The organism is Cyclobacterium sp. (assembly GCF_014762705.1).
GTDB lineage: Bacteria > Bacteroidota > Bacteroidia > Cytophagales > Cyclobacteriaceae > Cyclobacterium.
Window position 1 is genome coordinate 1 of the sequence record NZ_JABURL010000058.1, and the last position, 22,928, is coordinate 22,928.

Genomic DNA, 22,928 nt, shown 5'->3' on the forward strand with positions numbered 1-22,928 from the left:
TCGGGATCGGGAAATGGGTTTTTATCATGTAGATTTTCAACGACTTAACAAACACGTTGTCGGTAGTACTTAACTGCCTATGGGTTTTAAGTGTTTGTTACAGGCTTTTTAATTGATTTCAGCAGGTCAAATATGCCTTCTTTTTTCACGATATACATTCCCAGCCGCTCACTTGACACCCCTTTCTTCAATTTGTAAGCATACTTAAGCTCTCCATGGATAAGTTCCGACTCGAAGTATTTAAAGCTAATGTTTGGTTTGTCATTTATTTCATCAGCGATCTCTACAATATGGGTTGACACAAAAAAAGTACAATTCTCAACTTCAGCAAAGCCCTTGATGATTTCAGTGGAAGCTTCAAATGCGTCTTTGACATTGGTTCCACGAAACAATTCATCGAAGATCACAAGCATGGTATTTCCGCCAGCCAGGGCTTTTGCTGATTCTTTAACTCTTTTTACTTCACTGTAAAAGTGGCTATACCCGATGCTCAGGTTATCCGAAAGATTTATTGTTGTGATCATTCCTGAGTACAAGGTAGTTCTGAATTCTTTGGCGGGAACAGGAAACCCCAGATGTGCAAGAAATACCGATATGCCAATAGATTTAAGAAAAGTAGACTTCCCCGCCATATTGGGACCTGTCAAAAAGCACATATTCTCTTCCAATCCAATTTCCACGTCATTTGCGATCGCACCTTCTATTAAAGGGTGCTTTAGTTCTTTAGCGAATAAAATCGGTTTGGATGACTTTTCGTATGTTGGAAGCGTGAAGGCCCTTTCAGAAGCTGTTTTTGCAACAGAAACATAGCCATCTAACACATAGATTTCCTCTAACAGCGTCTTGAGTTTTTTTGCGTACTTTATCCGAAACAGTTGATCTAATTGTATGACCTTCTTCCATGAGAGTTTTGGAGCCGCTTTCAGGTCAGTTCCAAGCTCCTCTATTAGTTCCAATTGTGTGATGGTAAATGGATTTAACTCTTTGGGAAAAGAATCCTGATGTAGTTTTTGACTCAATTCATAAAGTACTTGTATCAAACTTATACAACCAGTTTCCACCAGATAATATTCATTTGATGGTCTGAACCATTCAGTGATCCGGAGATAAAACGAGTCGAGGGGATTACTCTTCAGGACCTCATAATTCAGGTTGATATACTTATCAATGAATTTTAATTGTCTGGAAGAAATGGCAAGTTTTAGAGGCTTATCAATAAAGAATTGAATGAGTTTACCACGTCTTTCAAGCTCCTGAAGATCGGTAATAGGGCTCCGAAAGAGCTGTTTCAAAAAGTCCCCTCCCCCTTCGGTCAACGTCTTGTCAAACAGGGTAAAGACAGAGGCATCCTGATGCCCTTTCAGGATCTCTAAATCGCGAAAAGTCTGTTCATCATACTTAAAAAGTATTTCCATAATCGCCTAAAATGTTTTATATACCTGAGACATACAGGGATACCCATCCCTTTTGGGAGAGGTAACCCTTATAAAACCAACTATCCGTCAGAGGTTTAATATTACTAAAAATTTCTTTAAAGAACATTGAAACCTGTCTTTTTCTGTTGCACAATACGGATGTGGTCTGGAAATAATTTTCGGTCCAGCTATATGTGGTTCTCCATTTTTGGACAACGTTTTCACGTCATATTTTGATGTTTAATTCTAATTGTCCGCCAAAACCAAGGTCAACTATCTTTTGCAGTGTGAAAATACGAGCTTCTTTAATGTTGTTCTCAATTTTAGAAATGTATGATCTGGATGTGCCAACTTTTTTAGTTAGTGTTTAATTGCGTAAGTTGACTATATTATTTTTCAATTGACTCCCTTTTACTTCTCTTTTCTTCCAAATGAAAGGCCTGCAGTTTTTATTGTAATCCGCTGTGTAAGCCTCAATTTGTTCCCTAAGTTCCGTTTTACTATTGAAGCTTGCTCCTGTGAGGGGTTTTCAAGTGAATATCCCAAACCATATCTCTACCATGTTTAACCAACTTGCCGAAGTAGGGTTGAAGTGAAAATGTACGAGCGGGTGATTTGCCAGCCATGCTTCATTCCTTTTGTGGGTGCAGTAGTTATCCAGTATTACATATACCTCCTGCTCGGGATATTCGGCAATTACGCTTCCATAAATTCAATAAAGTCTTCCCTTGTTTTCCGCTCCGTTACTGATGTCATGATTTCATCTAAATGCTCGGAATAAAGCCCCCAACCTTCATCATATGCTGTAAAAAGAACAACCTTTCTAAATGTAGGGACACCTTGAAGTTCACTTTTTATGGCTATTTGAAAATGATGCCTTGGTATACCTTCAGGGTAAGCAATTGTTTTCATTTTAAACTTTATAGTCTCTTGCTTCTTCAAATTATGCATTTCGGACCAATAATTTAGCAAAGACCGCACATTTCATTTGAAAATCAAGACCTATGGCTTTGGTCGACGAAAGGTTTGGACCAAAAAGGCGCTTTGAAGGCATTTTTCTTTATATTAAGTTCTAAAGCATTGCTCCTCGCCTGGGTGATTTTGTTACTACAGCTTTCTTTATCCGGTGCATCATCCAACAAATTTACCGGTAAGCTATATTCAAGGGCTAGAGGTGAATATTATGGGGAACGCTTTTTAGTGTAGTCAAGATGAGCCGGCATTATAAATACCTCAATACGGGTTTAAAAAAATTAGCAAGGTGTAGAAAATTCTACTCCCAGAGGGGGCGGGTTTTGCACTCCCGTAGTTTTCATTTTTCGTTGACCCGATTCAAGATCTTTTCTTTCAGGATTTTTGAAATATGGAATTCCACATTTTCTAAATCCTCAATTATAGGTTTCACTTTTTCAATTAATCCATTTTCTTTAGCTTTCACAACTACGCCTAATAATCCCGTAATTTTTAACCCCATTTTTTTCGCTACTTTTCTTCCTTTTTTCTCATCAATTATCAACAAAGAATCCTTTTCTTCAATTGCCAAAGCAATCGCACTTGATTCACCTTTATCGAGTTCCAATTCGAGGAGGGAAATTTTCTTTTTATCGCTAACTTCTTCGACAATAATCCATTCAGGTAAGGATTCTCCAAATTCTGCTTCAATTTCTGGAGTAATCGTGATTTTGTTGTATACTAAATTGAGGAGTTTTAAATTATTAATGTCTTTCAATGCTATCAAACAACTTGTGTCTGCAATAATTACTTTATCAGACATTTTCTAAATCTTCCTCAAGTTCTTCATAGTTATAACCAAAAACGGAAACATTATATTTTCCTAATAATTCAATAAAAGTTCTTTTGGAAACTCCAACGATTTCAGCAGCCTGTCCGGAGCTTAATTTTCCATCTTCAAATAATTTGACTGCAATCAACATCCTCAATTCAAAATCATTGATTTCAACACTATCTGGTATCTGTATTTGAAAAACACTCATAATTCTATCTTTATTTCAATAAACCTGATTTTCTGTAATCAGTTCCTTAATAACATTAAAAGTTAAGCCTATTTATCGTTCCTCGCAATTTTTTCTCAAAGCCGAAGAAAGAAATATGGCTTAAGTTACTGATTATTAATTTTTTGTAACCAATTTTTGGTTTTTAATTAATACATGGTGCATAATACACGTATTAACCATATTAGGCCTCGGAATTGCGTATTTACAGAACATATACCAAGGTACTGACATCTATTTGCTGATATAAACTAGGTATTTCAGACTAATAATATAGCAGAGACCGCACATTTCATTTGAAAATCAATACCAATTGCTTTGGTGGACAAACGATTTGGACCAAAAAGACGCATTGAAGGCATTTTTCTTTATTTTAAGTTCTAAAGCATTACTCCTCGCCTGGGTGATTTTGTTATGCCAGCTTTCTATTTTCGGTGCATCATCCAATAAAATTTATCGGTAAGCAAAATTCAAGGGTTAGAAGTGAACGTTACAGGGAACGATTTTTAGTGCAATCAAGATGAGCCGGTATTACAATTCAATGCGGCTTCCACAGAAAAGGAAGGATGTAGAAAAAGGCTACACCCCGTGGGGGTATCTAAGCACATATACCCACACCTAACCCATCGGAAAGTGGATAGCACCATTTCACAGCGGACTGTCAATTCAAACTTTGACTATTATCTTTAAAGATTGGAAAGCCGGTTCAGTCGTCCAGCTCCCGGGCGGTCCAGGGTTTGGTTCGTCCGGAGACCTCCGCCCGGGTTTTAGTAACCGTTTCAGGAGCTACTGCGGACGATCCGTTACCAAATTCCCTGCGGATGTAAGTGAGCACATCAGCGATCTCTTGATCGCTCATTCCAGCCATGGGAGGCATGGGAATGGACTGGGTTCCGGCACCGTATTGTTCTCCCGCTACGTCAATGGGACCTGTAAGCCCATTGAGTACGATTTTGATGAGTTTCGTTTCATCTCCACTGACCCGCTTCGAACCCAGCAGGGGTGGATACACCTTTGGCAAACCCTTACCACCTGGCTGATGGCATGACAGGCAGGCCTTTTCGTACACGGCTTCGCCGCTTGAAACGATCGCCGGTCCCTGATCCAGCAAATCGCGCAGAAAGTTTTCCTGAATCCTGGACGCTGGCCTAAGTTCTCCCTCCTGAAATGGAGTCTCCCAGAGCATCTGAAGGGATCGTGCACTCTGCCTCAAAGCGTACTGTAGAAAAGGATCCAACTCATGTTCGAGTGCTGCAATTACCACTTCGATCGCAGGAATCTCCCGCAGGTAGCTGGCGGCTATCACTGCCTCCAGCCGGACCCGGGGATGGGCATCGTTTACCATTTGCCTTAGCCGATCAAGGGCTCGACCTTCCAGCCGGGAGGCCCAATCTCCCAGCACACGGGCACCATAGGCCCGAATCCGGAAATCCTTCGAGCGCAACAGGCGATCGAGCAACTCCGGTCGGACAGTTTCATGCGCCTGGTAGACCCCAATCAATTCGAGGAGAAACTGATCTTTCCGATCCTGAAGGTCCAACCCATCTGCTGCGGCCACAACCGTTTCCGTTGGTTGGTAATAAAGCAAGCGCTTCGCCTGGTAGCGCAACCATCGCTCCTGAGCATCCAGAAGTTCAAGCAGTTGGCCCGGATCCATTGCAGATAGATCGGGATAGTCAAAGGAGGACCTGGAGTCTGCTGTGATCCTCCAGATACGGCCATGTGACTTGTCACGTCGGGGGTCGGCATAGCTCGCCTGGTAGTGACCAATGATCGGGTTGAACCAATCTGCCACATACAGGGCGCCATCAGGCCCCACTGAGACATCCACCGGACGAAACGAATTATCGGAGGAGCTGATCAATCGGGGAAGCTGTTTGGTAGCAAATCCGGAACCCGCATCTTCGAATTGGTGCAATTCCACCACAGACCCGAAGTATCCGGCGATCAGTGCCGCACCTTGCAGCTCTTCGGGCATGGCTGATGTTCCAATGATTTCCAGGGAGGTTGTTTTAGGCGAGGTCTCAAACAGAGGACCTACATCATGATACTGCTCCGGATTGTTCTTCTCGTAGGCCGTATTCGGATCTTCTTTGTAGCGGGAGTCGTCTTGTTCCGGAAAAGGAACCAATCCGGGCACGGTCCAATAGCCTTCCGGGCGGTCTCCGGTCTTGTGAAAGACCTGGCCGTAGTCGTCAAAAGCAACGCCCCAGCAATTGGCACCCGCCATTCCCCCTCCGAAAAAACTCTCCAATTTCAGGCAGCGTGGACGATATCGCCAAACCCCAGCCCGGTCCAGACGGGCAACTCCATGCGGGGTTTCCACCCGGGAAATGGCGTGCAGTCCCTGGGTGAACCACAGTGTCCCATCCGGTCCATGCGTAATACTATTTACCATTTGATGCGTATCGCCTACGCCGAAACCGGAGAATATTACCTCCCGCTCATCGGCCTTTTTGTCCCCGTCGGTGTCACGGAGATAAAGAATTCGATCGAAGTCGCAGACGTAGACCCCGTCTCCACCCGGTTCTATACCTTGAACCATGCTCAGGTTTTCGGCAAACCGCCACGAACTATCTGCTACCCCGTCACGGTCCTGATCCTCCAGGACCTGAATGTAATCCTGCGCAGGCATCCCGGCCAGCGTCTGTGGGTAGGAAGGTGAACAGGCCACATAGAGTCGTCCCTGCTCGTCCCATGCGAATTGCACGGGATTCACTACTCCTTCCAGCTCTGAAGCAAAAAGATTGACCGAATACCCTTCTGCGGTCGTGAACCCGGCCAGTTGTTCTTCTGGTGTCAAGGCATCGATCTCACTGTACACCACCGGAGCAACCGAGACTTCCGGTGCTTCGTTACCTGCTATCCGATCGTAAATGACGTCATCTGCTTTTTCCACTAGGGGCAACTGCTGCTCAAAAGCGACCTGCAGCGAGGGCTCAGCCCCCGCCCCCTGCCCATACATCTGATTCACGCGGTCTCCATAGACAAAGGACCAGTTTGCCGGCCGCCAAAAATCGAACCAAAGGCGGTTTTTCTGAACGATGGCCTGACGGACCGCATCCGAAGGTATTTCCTCGATTTCAACATCCAACTGCCTGGCAATTTCTGCGCTCACCCGGCGAAGCCCCTCCGGTGTCAGATGGATTCCATTCTCAGTGAGCCGATTCCCGGAACGCATCCTGGTCAGATCCACGAATAGCGCCTTGCGTTGAGCTGCGATCTTTTCCATCGATTGCACATACAACTGAAGATCGTCATTCCTTTCCCTAAGATCGGGTGCATGGGAAGCAAGCGGCTTTTCAAAACGGATGGGTGACACCAGCACCAACTTATGGGTTCGGCGGGTAAATTGATCCAGCAACTGGTTGTAGGCTGCTTCGAAATCCGCCAGTCGGCCTGGTCCATCCAGTGCTTCCATCTGACCGAATTGGGCCAGGATCACCGTAGCGCCCACAGCATTCAATTGGTCGCCCCAATCCCCGAAGTTCAGGTCACGCCATTGCTCATAGACCACATCTCCTTCCCAGGCCATCGAACGAAAGCGGGGCCGTTTCCTGGCAAAACCTGTCGCCAACAGCGACTCCAATTCACCCGATCTTTGCTCACGCACAAAGTTTTCCTGACCTACAAACACGACAACATCTTCTTCTTCCAACTGGAAGTTGCCCTCTTCGAAGGCAGGAACCGGCAACCGGTTCTGTAAGGTCCCGAAACGACTCAGGATAGCCTCATTGGTAGGGATGACGGTATCATCCAACTCCTCAATATGCAGGTTGCGGAAAGAGATTTCAGCCTTGCTGTCGCCATGGATCTGCAAGGCGATGTGTCCTTCCAGCGGAATATCTTCCTCCTGCTCCTGGTAGGTAATCGTCCTTTGACCGTTGAGAATGATCGTCACCTGCTTGCCCCGGGCAATGACTTCGTATCGGTTCCATTGGCCCACCCGCTCAATCGAAGCAACGAAATCAGGGTCTGCTTCCGCCAGGAAACGTTTGCGCCGCGACTCATCATAGAGGTAGCCCGTATAGCCTGCGCCGATGTCTGCCTGGTAACCCGCCATCTCATTCGCCGGATTGGTGGTTCGCCGGCTGCGAAACTGCACGCCACCATTCACGAATCCTTCTGTGCCAACAAGGCGGTATTCGAGCCTCAGGTGGAAGTTTTTGTAGACCTTGTCCGTCGCCAGGAATTCGTTGCGCGGATTCCCCTTTAAACTGCCACCCGTAATGACTCCATCCTTGATCCGCCAAACTGATGCTGTGTGGGCATTCCAACCCCTGAATGACCGGCCGTCGAAAAATGTATCAGAAGGGATTTTGGACGGAGAACATGTCCAAAGCAAGGATGCGAAGAAAACGACCAGTAAGCACTCAACCGTCCGGTAAATAAACGGGCAATGGTTTAATGGAAAATTAACCCGCGCCTGACAGGTTAAAACGGTCATCCGGGATTTGACGCTGTCGATAACAGGAATGCGCCGGGGTTGGCATTTTCTGCTGGATAAGCTGTTATTTTCTGGCATTATACTGTCAGTTAACTGGTTCCTTTGTACAAAGTGCTAATCATAAACCTCATCAAGCGCGTAACTTAGGTAGCTCCTTGCTGCTCGGTTAGAGGTATTTTGCAAAACCTTTAGGCTTAACCCATACACGCCATCTTGATGTGACAATAAATAGAGTAGGTCTAACTATTACAAGTCTTCTCACCGATTTTTTCAAACTGATCAAATATAAGCGTATTGAAGGATTTCGAAGCACTTCACTGTCCGCCTGCACCAAACTTTTATTGATGCAAAATACCTGACTTTAGCTCATGGCCCGTATTACGCTTACACAATCTTAGCGGTAGGTTTTGATTCTTTTTTATCAAATCTATTCAAAGCTATCAATCCTATAATCAGCCATTTCAAATTCTATTTGCATATTTCCATTTGAAAAAGCAGCAACTGTCATCCCTGCTTGTTTTGCTGCCAATATTCCCGAATATGAATCTTCAATGACTAAACAGTCTTTAGGATCTACATGTAACTTCCTTGCGGTTGTGTAATAAATTGCTGGATCGGGTTTCCCTTTCTCTTCAAATTCTGCCGAAGAAACCGTATCGAAAAAATGAGCTATTTCAAACCTATCTAATACTGTCGGAATAAGTACGTATGGTGAATTAGTGGCTAATCCAATTTTATAATTTTTGGATTTCAATTTTTCAATAAAAGCTTTCACACCCTTTATCAAGCATTCTTCTGATGCAATTAATTCTGTTACTCTTGACACAACCATTTGCTCTACTTCTTTTAAGCTTTTATGCCTCCAAGGAAATTTTTCATGCCAAAATTGAGTGACTTGAGAGGTTGTCATTGATTGGGTGACTTTGCTATGCTCTTCAGTTACTTTTACTCCGAAAGAAGAAAAAATTTCTTTCTCTGCCTGCTTCCAAATTTTTTCTGTGTCGATTATGACACCATCCATATCGAAAATTACTGCTTTTTTATCACCAAGATTCATGTTTTAAAACACTTAACTTTTCTATCCAAGACCTATTTTTTTTGACTACCGTTTCGCCATTATTCGTAATATTTCCCTTATGGCCTGAAAAGGAATTCCCGATAAATATAGGAAAATTACTAAAACCTTCAACTAGCGTTTTCATTTTCATTGGCCGGAAAGTTGCAAGGCCTTAGGTAAGATCGAAATGACTTTTTGCAGTCCCTTTTATCTTTAGAAACGGAAAAAAAGTCCTGGAAAATGATTTCGACAAAACTCCTGAAGGCTGCATTCAGACTAGCAGGGGACTCGCATTTACGATTGGTGCCAATTTTAAACCCTGGGATCATCCGGGGTAGCAAATCCATTTCATGGGCTGGAAGGAATACGCCTTGTCTGGCTTTGATCTGCGGTCTTCTTTGAGCAGCCAGCCAATTTGTGTGAATGGTCTAAAGGCTATCCTTCATCCATTTTACAGGTATTTTTATTTAACTCTACTTGTATAGTATGATGGGCGAAATCATACTTATCTAAGGCCTCCAGAACCATTTCCCGCACTTCGTCTATTTGATTGTATGCTGTAATATTTTCCAGTACCAGATGGGTTGTGAGTACATGATTCTGGCCATCGAGAGACCAAACGTGCGTATGGTGGATGGATTGTACATGCTTTACGCTCTGCAACTTCCTTTTTACTTCCTCCAGATCAAGACCTACAGGAACCCCTTGCAGAAGTAAATAAACCGTGTCCCACAACCTCCGGCCAACTCCATATAGAATAAAAAGAGTAATGGCAATGGAAAGGGCGGGGTCTAAAAAATACCAGCCTTTAAACTGTAGAATGATCGAAACAATCAGCACAACCACCCATCCCAGAACATCTTCAAGCAAGTGCCAGCTAATCACCTTTTCATTGAGGGAAGTGGAACCTTTGGTACGCCAGGCAGCATATCCATTGGCGGCAACTCCGATGATGGCCAATACAAACATCCAGCCAGACTTTACTGCTTCGGGGTTCTGAAGGCGGCTTACCGCTTCAAGGATGATATAAACGGAACCGCCAATCAAAACCAATGCGTTCACCAGTGCACCGAGCAGTCGAAAGCGGGCATAACCAAAGCTAAAGCGATTGGTGGTGCCTTTCCGGGAAGCCTTATTTTCCAGATACCAGGCAAGGCCAAGCGAAAGGCTATCGCCCATATCATGTAGCGCATCAGACATTATGGCGATACTATTGGTTAAAAAACCTCCGACTATCTCCAGGCAGGTAAAACTAATATTTATGAAGAAGGCGATCTTCAGATTTTTGGTGCCGCCACCATGCTGATGTGAATGATCATGAGCCATAATTGCGCATTTCTGCTTTGGTGAAAATTTCGAGAATTTCTTTGTCGATTGGCAAGGGTTTTAAAGGAGGTACATTGGCCCCGCCTGTATTGCCAACCGGAATTCTACCCACAAAGGATTTCACTCCACCTACCAGCAGTCTCGGTATCTGCCCGATCACCTCTCGAAAGTTTTTGATTTTGATACCGAAAATCAGCATCTTCCAGTGGACATAAGTGTGTTGCCAGGGAAAAGCCTGTCCTAAAATATGGGCACGTTCCAAATGCTCCCATGCTTTTTGAAGATTACCATATTGAAGATTTTTCCGGTAGTCGCTAATTTCCTTTTGGAAAAAAGGCTTCAGTTTTTGGGGCATCGATGTGTTAATTTTCATTTCTCTCTCAGATTTGGAATATTGTCTTTTTGGACCCTTTTTCTTTTAATGATGGTGTCCCCCTTCTCCTTTTTTCATTTCCGCTATCAAATAGTAGGCATTGTTAAGGGCAAACTGTGCGTTCTCTGGTACAGCATCCAAAAATTTCACAGCCACCCAACCATTGCTTTTGGCTCCAGTGGTTACTCTCAGGGGTGTAAACATCCACTCTTCCCCTTCTTCTGTAGCCGTAAAAGTAAGGTAATCGTCACCTTCACGGGTGATCGCACTTTCTGGTAAAGCGAGCGAGCTTATGCTGTCGGTAAGTATCTCTCCGCGTACATACATTCCGGGGATCAATTTACCCAACACATTCTCAATTTCGGCATGGACGTGAACGGCTTTAGGATCTTGCTCAAACTTTTTCCCCACAGAATAAATCTCAGCATAAAGCTCCATACCGGGCATTGTCTCAACCGTAAATCGTACGCGTTGTCCTTCTTTCACTTTGTACACATCGTTTTCAAACACCATCAGGTCGGCATGGATGTGATCAATATTTACAATCTCAAACAGGTTTTTTTCTGGCTGGACGTACTGACCGGTTTTTACTTCCACCTTGGTGATAGAACCCTTTATCGGGCTTAAAACCGGAATGCGGTTGTAAAAGTCACCTTCCTGTATTTTTTCCGGATAGATTCCCAACTGCCTAAGTTGTGCTTCATAACTCTTTACTGTGGCCTGTGCTGAACGATAATCAGCTGAAATTTGCTGAAAAGCCTTTCCGGAACCCACCTCTTCCTCATACAGCTTTTGCTGACGATTATACTCCTGTTCAAGAAATATTTCGTGGTTAAATGATTCCAGATAACTTCCCTGTAGTTCAATGATATTCGGGTGGGAAAGATAAGCCAGTACCTGTCCTTTCTGAACATCATCTCCTTCAATAACTTCAATGCTCGATATATTGGCACCTAAAATAGCGGTCACCGTTGCCTCATTCTTAGGTGGAACCTCAAGTTCTCCATTAGCTTCCACAATATTGGAGAGATTTTTTCGGGGAATCGCACCAACCTGCATATCCAGGGCATTAAATTGCGCCAGGGAAAGATGAACGTTCTCGCTTTCTTTTTCATTGTGATCGTGCCCCTCTTCAAGCCCTTCCTTTTCTTCTCCATGATCCTGAGAATTGGATGACTTACCATTACAAGCCGCTACAAGAAAGGCAGTGAACAATACAATGATGATTTGATTGATTATGAATTTCATTTTTTTCTTTTTACAGGTTTGATGCATTGAGGTAATATTCCAATTGAAAACGGGCTTGCAGGTACTCTTGTAATGCTTCCCGCGCTTTTATTTCCACCTGCAGGCTTTCCTTCAGGTTTTGAATAAATGATACGTAATCAATATCTCCTTCCTCATAGGCTAAAATTGCCCCTTCACGCTGTTCACGGGCCAGGGGTAGCGCTTCCTGTTCATAGAACAGCCATGAAGCATGCCATTTTTCATAGTCCTGTAATAGTGAAAGGTATCCCGTACTTAGTTCAAATTGAGTTTGCCTCAAATTTTGCTCAGCAATTTCCTGCTGGATACGGGAAGCCTGAGCCCGGCCTTGTTCCTTCATAAAAAATAATGGAATGGAGAGCCCAACCTGGTATTGATAAAAACCACTATGCCCACTTATTTCCTGAATGCCATATTGTGCATTCAGTTTCGGAAGGAAGTCGGCATTAGCGGCCTTTCGTTCTGCATTAGCTACCTTCACCTGTTGTGTTGCCATACTGAGCCTGGGGTGTGAGCTGAGCGAATCAGGCGGCAGAATTTGGTTGGTCCAATTTCGAGGTAGTGAATCCACTACCGTAAACAGGGAGTCGCTAACCATCCAAAGGTTGAGCCTGTAGAGGGAGGTCTGATAATCAAACGCAGCCTGCTCTTTTTGCAGGGTTATTTGTTTCACCTGGTTCGAAGCCGCTAAAAAGGCGAGTTTAGAAGTTTCTTCTACCTCATATCTGAGCCTGACACCTCGCAGAAAATTCTGATAAATGGAATCAAGCCTTTGATATAGCTGGTAATTCTGCCGGGCAATCCATGCATTGGCATAAGCCTCTTTCACCTGTTGCTGCAATTCCAATTCGCTCAAGTTTAGTGCCGCTTCTGCAAGAGCCACCTGCCTATTTCGAACTTTTAGTTTTGGGGCAATGCCAAAGATGTCCATTTGTTGCTGCTGTACACCAATGGTGGTATAAACTCCCGTTCCTTCGGCATCAATTTCCTCACCTGCGGAAAAAATTTGTGTTTTCCCCAAATCCCAGGCGGTTTTCTTCAATGCCTCCTGTTGCTCAACTTCCAGTTTGGCTGCCTGTAACTTGGGATAAGAAGACAAAGCACGGCTCAGGGCTTCTTCCATGGATATTTTGGGAAGTTCTTCAGCATTCTGAGCACTGACGGAAGTTGGCCCGAATACAGTGAAGCCTAGCATTACAACAACCGTGGCTATACCGGCACCAGAAGGTTTGAGAGATCTTTTTTCCGTCCAACGATATAGTATGGGCAAAATGAACAAAGTTAAAAGGGTAGAAGTAATCATTCCCCCGATCACCACTGTAGCCAGTGGTCGTTGTACTTCCGCACCTGCCGATACTGAAATGGCCATGGGCAAGAAGCCAAGAATATCTGTAAGAGCGGTAAGCAAAATGGGACGCACCCTTCGTTTTGCTCCTATTCTGATCCTTCTATTTAAGTCCATTTCCCCTTCTTCTTTAAGTTCATTCCAGCCACTGATCAAAACCAATCCGTTTAATACTGCCACCCCAAACAGCACAATAAATCCAACACCTGCGGAAATACTAAAAGGCATATCCCTTAACCAAAGGGCGAATATTCCGCCAATGGCGGCCAGGGGAATAGCCATATAGATCATGATGCTTTGTTTGAAGCTCTGAAGTGCGAAGAAGATGATAATAAAAATCAAAGCCAATGCCAGGGGAACTACAACCTGCAATCGATTTGTAGCGCGTTCCAGGTTTTCAAAGGCACCTCCATAACGGAGGTAGTAACCTGCGGGAAGTTCAAGTTGATCCTTTAATTTTTGCTGGATTTCTTCTACGAGTGATTTTACATCACGACCACGCACATTCACCCCTACATAGGTCCTGCGATTGGTATTGTCCCGGCTGATCTGCATCGGCCCGGGTTCATAACTGACATCGGCTACTTCATTGAGTGGAATTTGAGCACCCGAAGGGGTGTTGACATAAAGATTTTTCAGGTCGTCAATACTGCTCCTGTGAGCAGAATCGAGACGAACCACCAGGTCAAATCTTTTTTCACCTTCAAAGATCACCCCGGCTTTTCCACCCGCGAAGGCAGATTGGATTACCTGATTAACATCATTGATATTCAGCCCATATTGAGCCAGGTCAGCCCGATTATATTTTACGGTCATTTGGGGCAATCCGCTGGTTGCTTCAACACGCATATCGGCAACACCCTCCACTGTAGAAATGACTTTTCCCATTTCCCCGGACTTATCCGCTAATACCTGCAAGTCTTCACCATAAAGTTTTATGGCAATATCCTCACGTACTCCAGTGAGTAGCTCATTAAAGCGCATTTCGATGGGTTGGGTAAACTCATAATTCACCCCAGGCACAATGCTAATGGCTTCCTTAATCTTGGCGATTAATTCTTCTTTAGTCTCCGCTGATACCCATTGGTCTTTAGGTTTAAGGATGAGAATACAATCACCGAGATCCATTGGCATTGGGTCGGTCGGCACTTCAGATACTCCAAAACGAGACATCGCATGTTCCACTTCCGGGAACTCTTCCAGAATGATATTTTCAATGCGGGTAGAGGTTTTTATACTTTCAGAAAGTGAACTTCCAGGCTTCAATATAATGTGGAATGCGATATTACCCTCATCCAACTGCGGAATAAACTCGCCACCCATTCTGGAAAACGTAAATATAGCAAGGATCAATAGCACTACAGCCGAACCTATCACTAAGCCCGCTTTTCGAAGGGTGCTTCCCAAAGCCCGCTCATATTTTTCTTCCAGCCAAATTACAATGTAGTCTCCCCACGATTTTTTTTCTTCCGGCTTCACCCTTATAAAAAGTGCGGAAACCATCGGCACATAGGTAAGGCAAAGTATCATGGCACCGATCATGGCAAACATAAAGGTGAGCGCCATCGGTTGGAACATCTTTCCTTCTACCCCCTCAAGAAAGAGAATAGGTAGGAAAACGATCAAAATGATTAGCTGGCCGAAAAAGGCAGCGTTCATCATTTTGGAAGAAGCTTTAATGGTTGATTCATCACGTTCTTGTTGTGTAATACGCTTTTTACCTGTTCCCATCTTCTGCATGAGGAAGAACACAGTACCTTCCACAATTATGACGGCTCCATCTACTATAATGCCGAAGTCAATGGCTCCGAGGCTCATAAGATTGGCCCATACACCAAGTACATGCATCAGAATAAAAGCAAAGAGCAATGCAAGAGGGATTGTAGAGGCTACAATTAAACCTCCGCGCCAGTTTCCTAGCAGAAACACAAGTACAAATATTACGATCAGAGCCCCTTCCAGCAGGTTGCTTGTTACTGTGCTGGTAGTTTTGCTGATCAGTTCGCTGCGATCGAGAAAAGGCTCAATGGTCACACCCTCCGGAAGCGACTCCTGGATGAGTGCTACACGCTCCTTCACATTTTCAATTACTTCATTAGAATTAGCTCCCTTCAACATGAGGGTCATGCCGCCTACAGCTTCACCCTTTCCATCCTTGGTAAAGGCTCCGTAGCGCACAGCATTTCCAAACTGCACCTTAGCCACATCCTTAATACGGATCGGAATACCATCTACTGTTTTCACCACAATATGCTGCAACTCCTCAAGACTTCTGGCAAGTCCTTCCCCACGAATAAAGTTTGCGTAGTGATCTTTTTCTATGTAGGCACCACCAGTGTTCTGGTTATTCAGCTGCAGGGCTTCAAATACATCGGTAATAGTCAGGTCAATCGCCCTAAGCTCTTCTGGATCTACTGCCACCTCGTATTGCTTGATCTTTCCACCAAAGCCATTCACTTCCACAACGCCCGACACCATGGCCATTTGTCTGCGTACAATCCAATCCTGCATGGTACGTAAATCGGTAGCAGAATATTGACCTTCATAAGATTCATCTACCTGAAGGGTGTACTGGTAGATTTCTCCTAGACCGGTGGAAATTGGACCCATGGAAGGATCGCCAAAGCCTTCCGGTATTTCCCCTTCTATCTCCTGTAGTTTTTCGTTTACAAGCTGGCGCGGCAGATAGGTGCCCATATCGTCTTCAAAAACAATTGTGACTACAGATAGGCCAAAGCGCGAAACCGAACGAATCTCTGTTACTCCCGGCAGGTTGGACATAGCAACCTCCACCGGATAGGTTACAAATTGCTCGATGTCCTCTGTACCGAGATTAGGTGCCTGGGTGATTACCTGTACCTGATTGTTGGTTATATCCGGTACGGCATCAATAGGTACTTTGGTCATGCTCCAGATCCCTGCACCAATAAGAACCAGGGTGAGCAGACCGATAATGAACTTGTTCCTTACGGAAAAAGCAATGATTTTATCTATCATGAAATTAAGTCTAATTCAACAATAAAATGGTTGTTGAGGACGGGAGTCCTCTATATTTTGTTGAATTAAACCTGGGGAGGGTCCAGCAACGAAGCCGGATATGAAGAGGAAGGAAGTTCCGAATAGCGGGATGAAAGTGGTGAGTGCATTTTTGGAGTCTCACTCAAAACAAAAAAGACACTTATGGTAACACTGGTATGGCAACATTGGCAAGCACAAAAAGGAGCGCAAAAATCCTGCCCGGCATGGCGCTCGTGGGCCGAATGATCATATTCAGTAAGCATTTCCTGATGTACCTGTAACTCCACACAGTCAACGCCATCAGCACAAGGTACAATAGATAGCGACAAGAAGTAAATAGATAATATGGCCAATAGTACCCTACGCACGGGTGCGAAATTAATAAAAAAAGCGCATTTTTAAAAACCAGAACGAGATTAAACTGTCCGATTGTAGCAGGCTAATAGGTTTTTGGTAAAATTTTGAATGGATTCCGCAAACTTTGGCTTCAAGCTTTGGATCCACCGGGTTTGGGAAAAGTGTGTAAAGAGCGCAGGCAGTCCTGAATCCATTCGGGATCAATAATGCGAAGCGGGGACCATTTCTTTTTCTTTCGTTACCATTTGTCTTAGATTTTGTCCAGTTGCACTGCCGATCAAGTCGTCTCGGTTTGGCAATTAAGTCAGACGGTGTCATTTTATGTCTGATTGAATTTTTTTAAATATTTATTTGACTTCTAAGATAAATCAGCTGTGTTTAAGTTGGTATTTTGTATCCTCATTTTAACCCTGTACCTGTTAGCTTCCGGTTTTAATGTACTCAATCGCTCTTTCCAAAATTGGATCTTTCCCTTCAGCCACATCTTCAGGGGTCATTTGCACCCGGATATCCACCGGCACACCAGCCTCAAAATTAAGTCCATTCACGGTATACCCTATAGTGGAACTGTAATTGAAATACCAACCGTTGGGCAGTTCATACCCTGCAGGAACTCCAGAACCACCTCCGGTATCATCTCCCATCAGGATTGCCCCATCAATGGCTTTGATATAAGCTGAAAAGTAAGACCCTGCACTATACACTTTCCGATTGGTCAAAACGACCACCCTTCCTTCAAAATGCGGGAATTCGGTATTTGGGTTTAAAAAGACCTCCTTTTGTGGTGAATAATCATTCGGACCAGGACCATTTTTCATTTGGTAGGAATATATTTTCGTGCGTTCTTCAATCAACCGGGCGGCAATTTTCAATCCATTTTCCGGATTACCTCCTTCGTTATTTCTGATGTCTATGATGACTCCGGGCAAACTTTTAAACCGCTCTACAACAAGGTCAAGCTCACTTTCAAGAATAGTGGTGGTAAAGCTTCGGTAATGCATGTAGCCGACCCCGTTTATCTCCTGATTGAGAAGATATCCAGTGATTCGATAATCCCCCAGATAATTACGTTCCAAAACGTCGAAACTATAGTTGGATGGAGCTTCCAGGTAGGGTAAATATCGGCTGATGTCAAAAGGTGTTCTAAGATTTACATGACCATCCCTCAGGGTATTCAGCATCGCAGCCATTACATCATAAAGCGCTGTTTCATTTTGCGCCTGAAGCGCCATGGGTCGGTAAACGTTTTTTACACTATCCCAGTCAATTTTTTTGTAGTCAAAAAAGGAATAGCGTTCATTCATGACCTCCCAAAGAATATCAAAATTTTCTGTATTGGTATTATCCGGTGGTGAATCCAAAAGAATCTGCTCGCAAGAGAGACAAAACAGCATTGTCAATAAGGTCACTATTCCAGTCAGCTTTTTCATCTTGTCCGCATTAGAAAGTTGATGGCTAAAGTATGGGCAGCAGTTTGTACCAGGCTGGGGTTTTGGAAAGAATAATACTCCCAATTGTAGATCAACTGGATTTTATTGCCTCCATAAATAGGAGACTCCACAAAATTATCGAATTGAAAACGGGGAAAGTTTCCCAACCAACTTATCCTGGTATTATCAAACAACTGACTTTCAAAGCTCCTTTCCTGATCCAAAAACTCTGGCACACCAGCAAAAACCGGTCGGGTCATGAATCCAATAAGAGGAAGTTTAAAGCCGATATTGCCCTTCATTTCTTTACCAAAAAGCTGGAAATTATGGCGATAGCTTAGTTCAGCCTGGAAGTTTGCATTGAAATCATAATTGATTGAGCTATTGTCCCATCGTGGAGAAAAGCGGACATGGATCAGACTTGAAATGGAGGGACCTAACCACCAATTTCCTCTTTCAGACTCCCGGATCAAAAAAAGGGAAGCGTAGCTGATTTCATTCCAGTAGGAAGTAACTTTCGGCTGCTGGTACCGGCGCAAAGATTTTCCAATTTCAAATTCCCTGGTCTTAAGCGAACCAATACTTCCTTCAAATTGGAAATGGCTAAGTTTTTGTGTTTTTCGGCGCTGATGATCAATCATGAATTAGATTGGCGCACCACTGTAGCGACTTCGGGTAATCAATTGATCCTGTACGGTTTGTAACCTAATCCCTACAGCCAGGCCCCAGTACCCTTCCTGCTCTTGCGCATTGCCCGATTGCCAGCAAAGAAAGGCCACAAAAAGAATTGCAAGTTTTTTCAAGATGAAATAATTAAATAGACCTGAAGATGAGTTCGATATAATGGTAAATGATCCAATCCAAAGGAGGCACAAAAGCTTACCTATTTCAGGTTCAAATGTATGGATTAATCCAAAAATAAAAATCAAATTATTGAAAAAGAGCGCATTACTCCTCCCCTTTTTATTACACCTCAGCAAAAACTGAACAGTTTCGGGAAACGGCTGCATTCAGATTCGCAGGAGACAGGTATCCTACCGCAAAAGCCTGCCGCCATTTTCTAACCATTGGATCCTCTAGGGTTTTGAAAATAACCGCCAGCCGACGGGAATGAAACTTAAGGAAAGTTTAACGAACCCATGGAAGCTGGGGTAAGTGCAGTCTCATCTCCAATGCAAAGTTAATATCCGGCTGAAACAAGGCAAGGAAAGGGTCTTAGTGGAATTAGACAATAGTGGTGTTTATGAGATCGTGATGGACAGGAAGGGCTTTTCACATCATGCTATTCTGGTTGAAAATAATGTTTTTTGCAAATTAGTTGAAGTATTTTTGTACTTTGGAAAGATACTAATGAAAAGTCTCTTTAATTCAGGTAAGTTTAAACAATGAATTATAGTCAGCTAGTAGAAGAGTTTCGTAAAATGGCATTTGGTTTCAGGGATGGCCTGATCACTATCCTTCCAAAACTTATCCTTGCCATTATTGTATTTGCAATAGGTTATTTGGTGGCGCGCCTCACTGAATGGGTGGTCAGGCGTTTGTTGATTTACTTAAACAGTCTGATTAATGACAGGTTCAGAGACAAGATCCAACACATCAACTTCGGCCCTTCAGCCACATTTATCAGCAAGACATTCTTCTGGATTATTTTTGTTTTCTTTCTTGTTCTCGGTACGGAAGTACTTGGTTTATCGATTATTACCAACTGGCTGGGAAGCGTCCTGACCTATGCACCAAGAATTTTAGCTGCCATTTTAATTGTTTTTGTAGGAATCATTGCTGGCAGGATGGTGGGAAAATTGATTACTTCCGCCACGGCCCAGGTCGCCATTTCTTATGGCAATATCCTCGGAAATATAGTGCAGTACACTATTCTCATCACCTCCATTATTATTGCCGTTGATCAGATAGGTGTCAATATTGCGTTCCTCACACAATTGATAAACATCCTTTTAGCGGCTCTTTTGTTCGGTGCGGCACTGGCATTTGGCCTGGGTGCTAAAACATCGGTCAGCAATATTCTCGCTTCCTATTACATCCATAAACTGTACAAAGAGGGGGATTATGTGAAGATCAGCGGTATAGAAGGCAGGATTATTAAGATTGGCAATACATCAGTTCTTTTGGAATCAGAAACCGGCCAGGTGACGATCCCTTCTAAGGAGTTTAATGAAGTAAAGTCTGTCTTGATCAAAAAAGAAAAGTAATGGGTACAGATGAAAAGATATTGGAGGCTTTTATTCATGAACACGGCCTGGCAGCCACGCAAATTCTCGAAAAGCTTGAGCCCGAAGAGGTGGCGAGCTTGTTACAGGAAATCCCCGTTGCCCTGGCAGCCAAAATTCTGGAGCCGATGTATGCCTACAAAGCATCCCGAATCTTGGAAAGCCTTGACCAAACCTGCGCAATCGAAATACTGGAAGATGTAGACTTGAAAACGGCTGAATTGATACTCAGACAGATGGAGGGGTCGCTCCGTGATTCACTATTGAAAGATCTGGCACCGGAAATTTCAGGTCCACTGCGCTTGAAGCTGAAGAGCCCTGAAAATACGGTAGGCGCCCTCATGGATCCCATCTTATTTACTTTGCGAAAATCCGTCAAGGTGGGCAAGGCTTTGACCTTCCTAAAGGATCACAAACGGCTCGGCTCTCCTTACGTATTTGTGGTGAATCAGGACAAATCACTTCACGGCCTTGTAAAACTGCAAGACCTGCTGTTGGCCGGTAAGGATGCCCCTCTTACAACTTTGGCAATTACCAGTGTGCCAAAACTCTATGATGATGTTCATTTTGAAACGGTCATAAACCATGAAAGCTGGCTTTACTATTATGCCTTGCCGGTAACAGATCGCTCGGGTGTTCTCGTCGGCTCATTAAGGCTGGAAGCCGTCCGCCGGGGAAGTGTAAAAAGCGAAGATGTGATGGGAAAACAAGCTATCAAGGCGGGTGCCGCACTTGGAGAGCTTTACCGTGTCGGATTAATGGGTTTTTTGGGGAGCTCGGCAGAATGAAAACCCAATATCCCCATTCCATTAAATAGCTAAAATTTTTATCATGTCACAAATCCCTACCTCCGCTAAAGAAAAATTGATAAATGGCTTTTTCAGGCAATTTCCCGGAGATGCCGCTTCAGTGCTCAATGGCTTTTCCACTGAGGAGATCATTGATTATCTCAAAAGACAGGATCAAAACGTTTCCAAAAAGGTGTTTGCCCGCCTGAATCCCGATATTGCCACAGAAGTCATTGATCTAATGGATAATCAATTGTTTGTTCACATATTCTCTACGATCGATGCTTATTTGGGAGCGAGATTGCTATCCCGTCTGGATAAGCAAACGGCTGAAGCCAAAACGGCTTTGTTATCCCCCACACTGGCCCGGGAAATAAAAGAGCTGATGAGCTATCCTCTGGATTCTGCGGGTCATTTGATGAACCCCATGACAACTACTTTCCATCCAGGAAATACCGTGGAGGAGGTGCTGAAGCGCCTGCGGGTATTGGGAGACCGCCGAATTGCCAATATTTATGTAATAGACGATGAAGGCACTTTTTTGGGGGTAGCGGCACTTCAAAGAATAGCCATTTCGGAGCCCAGGGTGAAATTAAAAGATATCATACAAGCTCCTTTGGGCGTGATAAATGCCTTAGCACCTGTTGAAGATGTGGTGGAACTGCTGGAAAAAAAGAGGATCATTCATTTGCCGGTTATTGATATCAATAACAAGCTACTGGGCGTAATTCGAAACGGTGACCTGGTAGCTGCCTCCAAAGAAGAGGCCACAGAAGACCTTCAAGCGATGTTTGGTGCAGGTAGAGAAGAGCGAGCCCTATCAAAAGTTTCTCTTGCGGTAAAGAACAGGTTACCCTGGCTACATATCAATCTTATTACTGCATTTATGGCTTCGCTGGTAGTGGGCTTTTTTGAAGATACCATAGCCAGAATCACGGTGCTGGCGGTTTTCTTACCGGTGGTGGCAGGGCAGTCGGGCAATACAGGTTCACAAGCCCTGGCCGTCACCATGCGGGGTTTGGCACTCAGAGAAATCAGGATAGCGCAATGGTTTAAGGTGGCGAGAAAAGAGATTATGGTTGGTTTGATCAATGGGCTGGCCGTAGCCTTAACCACTTCTGTCATCGTTTATTTCTGGGCTTCCTCCTTCGGCCTGTCTGTGGTCATTGGCATCTCAATGGTGGTATCTATGATCATTGCAGGATTTTCGGGAGCGGTCATCCCGATCATATTGAAGTCGCTGGGACAGGATCCCGCCACCTCCTCTTCGATTGTGTTGACCACGGTGACAGACATCTTCGGATTTTTAAGTTTTTTGGGTTTGGCCACGGCACTGGCAGATGTGCTGAACATTGTAGGATAAGGTTTCAGGGAATTTGGCGGCTCGGTTTATTCATGATTAGGTTGTGAATTCTGAATATTTTCCTTTTTGTGGTTTCGTGGATTATACTCCTATTTGCCCATTATATAGATCAGAAATAGGGAAAATCAAGTCGTAATCGTTCCAGTTCAAATTGCCATCTGTCAATGAAAAATCAGAGAACTTATTTTCATCCAAATATTTCTTAATCGAAGGATGAAGAGATTTTGATAAAAATGGTTTGAAATCAATTATATTCTCTTTTCCATCACTAAACCTTATACGAATTGTATAATCCGACAAATATTTCGCAGTATCAATTTTCAATTGATTAAATCCAGATTCTGAATCCTTATAGTTAACAATTATTTTCATTTCAATCTTTTTGTAATTTTTTCAAACTCCACATCCTTATGATAAATAAAATAGCTAATCCATTTTTCCACTACATTATCAGCAAATTTTTCAAGAAAAACCTTAAAATCTTTAAGGTCTTTTCCTTTCAGGGG

The 22,928-nt window shown here is 43.8% G+C and carries 19 protein-coding genes and 4 pseudogenes; 5 read left to right on the forward strand and 18 right to left on the reverse strand.

Translation table 11 applies throughout. The features are described from left to right. Window positions 1–86: 86 nt before the first annotated feature. The 7 genes and pseudogenes from HUJ21_RS10940 to HUJ21_RS10970 all read right to left on the reverse strand — a co-directional run bounded on the left by HUJ21_RS10940 (window position 87) and on the right by HUJ21_RS10970 (window position 6,623). Window positions 87–1,415, reverse strand: coding sequence for a hypothetical protein (locus HUJ21_RS10940; RefSeq protein WP_291369700.1), 1,329 nt, complete (start codon window positions 1,413–1,415; stop codon window positions 87–89). Window positions 1,416–1,641: 226 nt separating this feature from the next. Next, window positions 1,642–1,761, reverse strand: a pseudogene (locus HUJ21_RS10945) (helix-turn-helix domain-containing protein); the annotation flags it as partial. A 21-nt stretch (window positions 1,762–1,782) separates the two neighbouring features. After that, window positions 1,783–2,159 (reverse strand): annotated as a pseudogene (locus HUJ21_RS10950) (transposase); the annotation flags it as partial. A gap of 30 nt (window positions 2,160–2,189) precedes the next feature. After that, a pseudogene (locus HUJ21_RS10955) lies at window positions 2,190–2,366 on the reverse strand (DUF885 family protein); the annotation flags it as partial. Between the two features lie 361 nt (window positions 2,367–2,727). Next, window positions 2,728–3,189 carry a DUF3368 domain-containing protein gene (locus tag HUJ21_RS10960; protein WP_291369702.1) on the reverse strand — a complete coding sequence of 154 codons (462 nt, stop codon included), beginning with the start codon at window positions 3,187–3,189 and terminating at the stop codon, window positions 2,728–2,730. Further along, on the reverse strand, window positions 3,182–3,409 hold the full coding sequence (locus HUJ21_RS10965) for a UPF0175 family protein (RefSeq protein ID WP_291369704.1): 228 nt from the start codon (window positions 3,407–3,409) through the stop codon (window positions 3,182–3,184). Before HUJ21_RS10965 ends, HUJ21_RS10960 begins: the two co-directional genes overlap by 8 nt. Window positions 3,410–4,133: 724 nt before the next feature. Next, window positions 4,134–6,623 (reverse strand): PVC-type heme-binding CxxCH protein, encoded by a 2,490-nt coding sequence (locus HUJ21_RS10970; protein ID WP_291369706.1) that lies wholly within the window; start codon window positions 6,621–6,623, stop codon window positions 4,134–4,136. A 138-nt stretch (window positions 6,624–6,761) separates the two neighbouring features. Here HUJ21_RS10970 and HUJ21_RS10975 point away from each other — a divergent pair, with 138 nt between their 5' ends. Next, complete coding sequence (locus HUJ21_RS10975; RefSeq protein ID WP_291369707.1) at window positions 6,762–7,133, forward strand: hypothetical protein; 372 nt, start codon at window positions 6,762–6,764, stop codon at window positions 7,131–7,133. Window positions 7,134–7,253: 120 nt separating this feature from the next. Here HUJ21_RS10975 and HUJ21_RS25090 read toward each other — a convergent pair. Beyond that, a pseudogene (locus tag HUJ21_RS25090) lies at window positions 7,254–7,673 on the reverse strand (DUF1080 domain-containing protein); the annotation flags it as partial. On the opposite strand from HUJ21_RS25090, the gene HUJ21_RS10985 reads away from it, so the two are divergent. Next, window positions 7,657–7,815: a hypothetical protein gene (locus HUJ21_RS10985; RefSeq protein WP_291369709.1), complete on the forward strand. Its 159-nt coding sequence runs from the start codon at window positions 7,657–7,659 to the stop codon at window positions 7,813–7,815. The pseudogene HUJ21_RS25090 and the gene HUJ21_RS10985 overlap by 17 nt on opposite strands. A 486-nt stretch (window positions 7,816–8,301) precedes the next feature. On the opposite strand, the gene hxpB is transcribed toward HUJ21_RS10985, so the two are convergent. The 9 genes from hxpB to HUJ21_RS11030 form a co-directional block, all read right to left on the reverse strand. Next, complete coding sequence (gene hxpB, locus HUJ21_RS10990) at window positions 8,302–8,931, reverse strand: hexitol phosphatase HxpB (protein WP_291369710.1); 630 nt, start codon at window positions 8,929–8,931, stop codon at window positions 8,302–8,304. Window positions 8,932–9,366: 435 nt separating this feature from the next. Next, window positions 9,367–10,257, reverse strand: a complete 891-nt coding sequence (locus HUJ21_RS10995) for a cation diffusion facilitator family transporter (RefSeq protein ID WP_291369711.1) — start codon at window positions 10,255–10,257, stop codon at window positions 9,367–9,369. Beyond that, window positions 10,247–10,630 (reverse strand): DUF3703 domain-containing protein, encoded by a 384-nt coding sequence (locus HUJ21_RS11000; RefSeq protein ID WP_291369712.1) that lies wholly within the window; start codon window positions 10,628–10,630, stop codon window positions 10,247–10,249. The genes HUJ21_RS10995 and HUJ21_RS11000 overlap by 11 nt, the downstream gene beginning before the upstream one ends. A gap of 45 nt (window positions 10,631–10,675) precedes the next feature. Then, window positions 10,676–11,878, reverse strand: a complete 1,203-nt coding sequence (locus HUJ21_RS11005) for an efflux RND transporter periplasmic adaptor subunit (RefSeq protein ID WP_291369713.1) — start codon at window positions 11,876–11,878, stop codon at window positions 10,676–10,678. Between the two features lie 10 nt (window positions 11,879–11,888). Continuing rightward, window positions 11,889–16,238, reverse strand: coding sequence for a CusA/CzcA family heavy metal efflux RND transporter (locus HUJ21_RS11010; RefSeq protein WP_291369714.1), 4,350 nt, complete (start codon window positions 16,236–16,238; stop codon window positions 11,889–11,891). A 65-nt stretch (window positions 16,239–16,303) separates the two neighbouring features. Continuing rightward, window positions 16,304–16,627, reverse strand: coding sequence for a DUF6660 family protein (locus HUJ21_RS11015; RefSeq protein WP_291369716.1), 324 nt, complete (start codon window positions 16,625–16,627; stop codon window positions 16,304–16,306). Between the two features lie 408 nt (window positions 16,628–17,035). Beyond that, the gene (locus tag HUJ21_RS11020; protein WP_291369718.1) at window positions 17,036–18,046 is read right to left on the reverse strand and encodes a S41 family peptidase; all 1,011 of its coding nucleotides are present in this window, start codon (window positions 18,044–18,046) and stop codon (window positions 17,036–17,038) included. Then, complete coding sequence (locus tag HUJ21_RS11025; RefSeq protein ID WP_291369720.1) at window positions 18,043–18,687, reverse strand: hypothetical protein; 645 nt, start codon at window positions 18,685–18,687, stop codon at window positions 18,043–18,045. The genes HUJ21_RS11020 and HUJ21_RS11025 overlap by 4 nt, the downstream gene beginning before the upstream one ends. Window positions 18,688–18,690: 3 nt before the next feature. Continuing rightward, on the reverse strand, window positions 18,691–18,849 hold the full coding sequence (locus tag HUJ21_RS11030) for a hypothetical protein (RefSeq protein ID WP_291369721.1): 159 nt from the start codon (window positions 18,847–18,849) through the stop codon (window positions 18,691–18,693). A gap of 582 nt (window positions 18,850–19,431) precedes the next feature. On the opposite strand from HUJ21_RS11030, the gene HUJ21_RS11035 reads away from it, so the two are divergent. Genes HUJ21_RS11035 through mgtE form a run of 3 tightly spaced genes read left to right on the forward strand, consistent with a single transcriptional unit; the run spans window position 19,432 to window position 22,422 of the window. After that, the gene (locus tag HUJ21_RS11035; RefSeq protein WP_291369722.1) at window positions 19,432–20,253 is read left to right on the forward strand and encodes a mechanosensitive ion channel domain-containing protein; all 822 of its coding nucleotides are present in this window, start codon (window positions 19,432–19,434) and stop codon (window positions 20,251–20,253) included. Further along, complete coding sequence (locus tag HUJ21_RS11040; protein ID WP_291369724.1) at window positions 20,253–21,059, forward strand: CBS domain-containing protein; 807 nt, start codon at window positions 20,253–20,255, stop codon at window positions 21,057–21,059. The genes HUJ21_RS11035 and HUJ21_RS11040 overlap by 1 nt, the downstream gene beginning before the upstream one ends. Window positions 21,060–21,102: 43 nt before the next feature. Further along, window positions 21,103–22,422, forward strand: coding sequence for a magnesium transporter (gene mgtE, locus HUJ21_RS11045; protein ID WP_291369726.1), 1,320 nt, complete (start codon window positions 21,103–21,105; stop codon window positions 22,420–22,422). An 81-nt stretch (window positions 22,423–22,503) separates the two neighbouring features. Here mgtE and HUJ21_RS11050 read toward each other — a convergent pair whose 3' ends face one another. Then, complete coding sequence (locus HUJ21_RS11050) at window positions 22,504–22,794, reverse strand: DUF2442 domain-containing protein (protein WP_291369728.1); 291 nt, start codon at window positions 22,792–22,794, stop codon at window positions 22,504–22,506. Window positions 22,795–22,928 lie beyond the last annotated feature (134 nt).

Excerpts from the sequence above, each read along its gene's own strand:
- hxpB (WP_291369710.1), bottom strand. The coding sequence starts at position 8,931 with ATGAATCTTGGTGATAAAAAAGCAGTAATTTTCGATATGGATGGTGTC.
- HUJ21_RS11035 (WP_291369722.1), top strand. The coding sequence starts at position 19,432 with ATGAATTATAGTCAGCTAGTAGAAGAGTTTCGTAAAATGGCATTTGGT.
- HUJ21_RS11010 (WP_291369714.1), bottom strand. The coding sequence starts at position 16,238 with ATGATAGATAAAATCATTGCTTTTTCCGTAAGGAACAAGTTCATTATC.
- HUJ21_RS11025 (WP_291369720.1), bottom strand. The coding sequence starts at position 18,687 with ATGATTGATCATCAGCGCCGAAAAACACAAAAACTTAGCCATTTCCAA.
- HUJ21_RS11050 (WP_291369728.1), bottom strand. The coding sequence starts at position 22,794 with ATGAAAATAATTGTTAACTATAAGGATTCAGAATCTGGATTTAATCAA.
- HUJ21_RS10965 (WP_291369704.1), bottom strand. The coding sequence starts at position 3,409 with ATGAGTGTTTTTCAAATACAGATACCAGATAGTGTTGAAATCAATGAT.
- HUJ21_RS11020 (WP_291369718.1), bottom strand. The coding sequence starts at position 18,046 with ATGAAAAAGCTGACTGGAATAGTGACCTTATTGACAATGCTGTTTTGT.
- HUJ21_RS11040 (WP_291369724.1), top strand. The coding sequence starts at position 20,253 with ATGGGTACAGATGAAAAGATATTGGAGGCTTTTATTCATGAACACGGC.
- HUJ21_RS10960 (WP_291369702.1), bottom strand. The coding sequence starts at position 3,189 with ATGTCTGATAAAGTAATTATTGCAGACACAAGTTGTTTGATAGCATTG.
- HUJ21_RS11005 (WP_291369713.1), bottom strand. The coding sequence starts at position 11,878 with ATGAAATTCATAATCAATCAAATCATCATTGTATTGTTCACTGCCTTT.
- HUJ21_RS11000 (WP_291369712.1), bottom strand. The coding sequence starts at position 10,630 with ATGAAAATTAACACATCGATGCCCCAAAAACTGAAGCCTTTTTTCCAA.
- mgtE (WP_291369726.1), top strand. The coding sequence starts at position 21,103 with ATGTCACAAATCCCTACCTCCGCTAAAGAAAAATTGATAAATGGCTTT.
- HUJ21_RS10940 (WP_291369700.1), bottom strand. The coding sequence starts at position 1,415 with ATGGAAATACTTTTTAAGTATGATGAACAGACTTTTCGCGATTTAGAG.
- HUJ21_RS10985 (WP_291369709.1), top strand. The coding sequence starts at position 7,657 with ATGACTCCATCCTTGATCCGCCAAACTGATGCTGTGTGGGCATTCCAA.
- HUJ21_RS10995 (WP_291369711.1), bottom strand. The coding sequence starts at position 10,257 with ATGGCTCATGATCATTCACATCAGCATGGTGGCGGCACCAAAAATCTG.
- HUJ21_RS10975 (WP_291369707.1), top strand. The coding sequence starts at position 6,762 with ATGGGTTCGGCGGGTAAATTGATCCAGCAACTGGTTGTAGGCTGCTTC.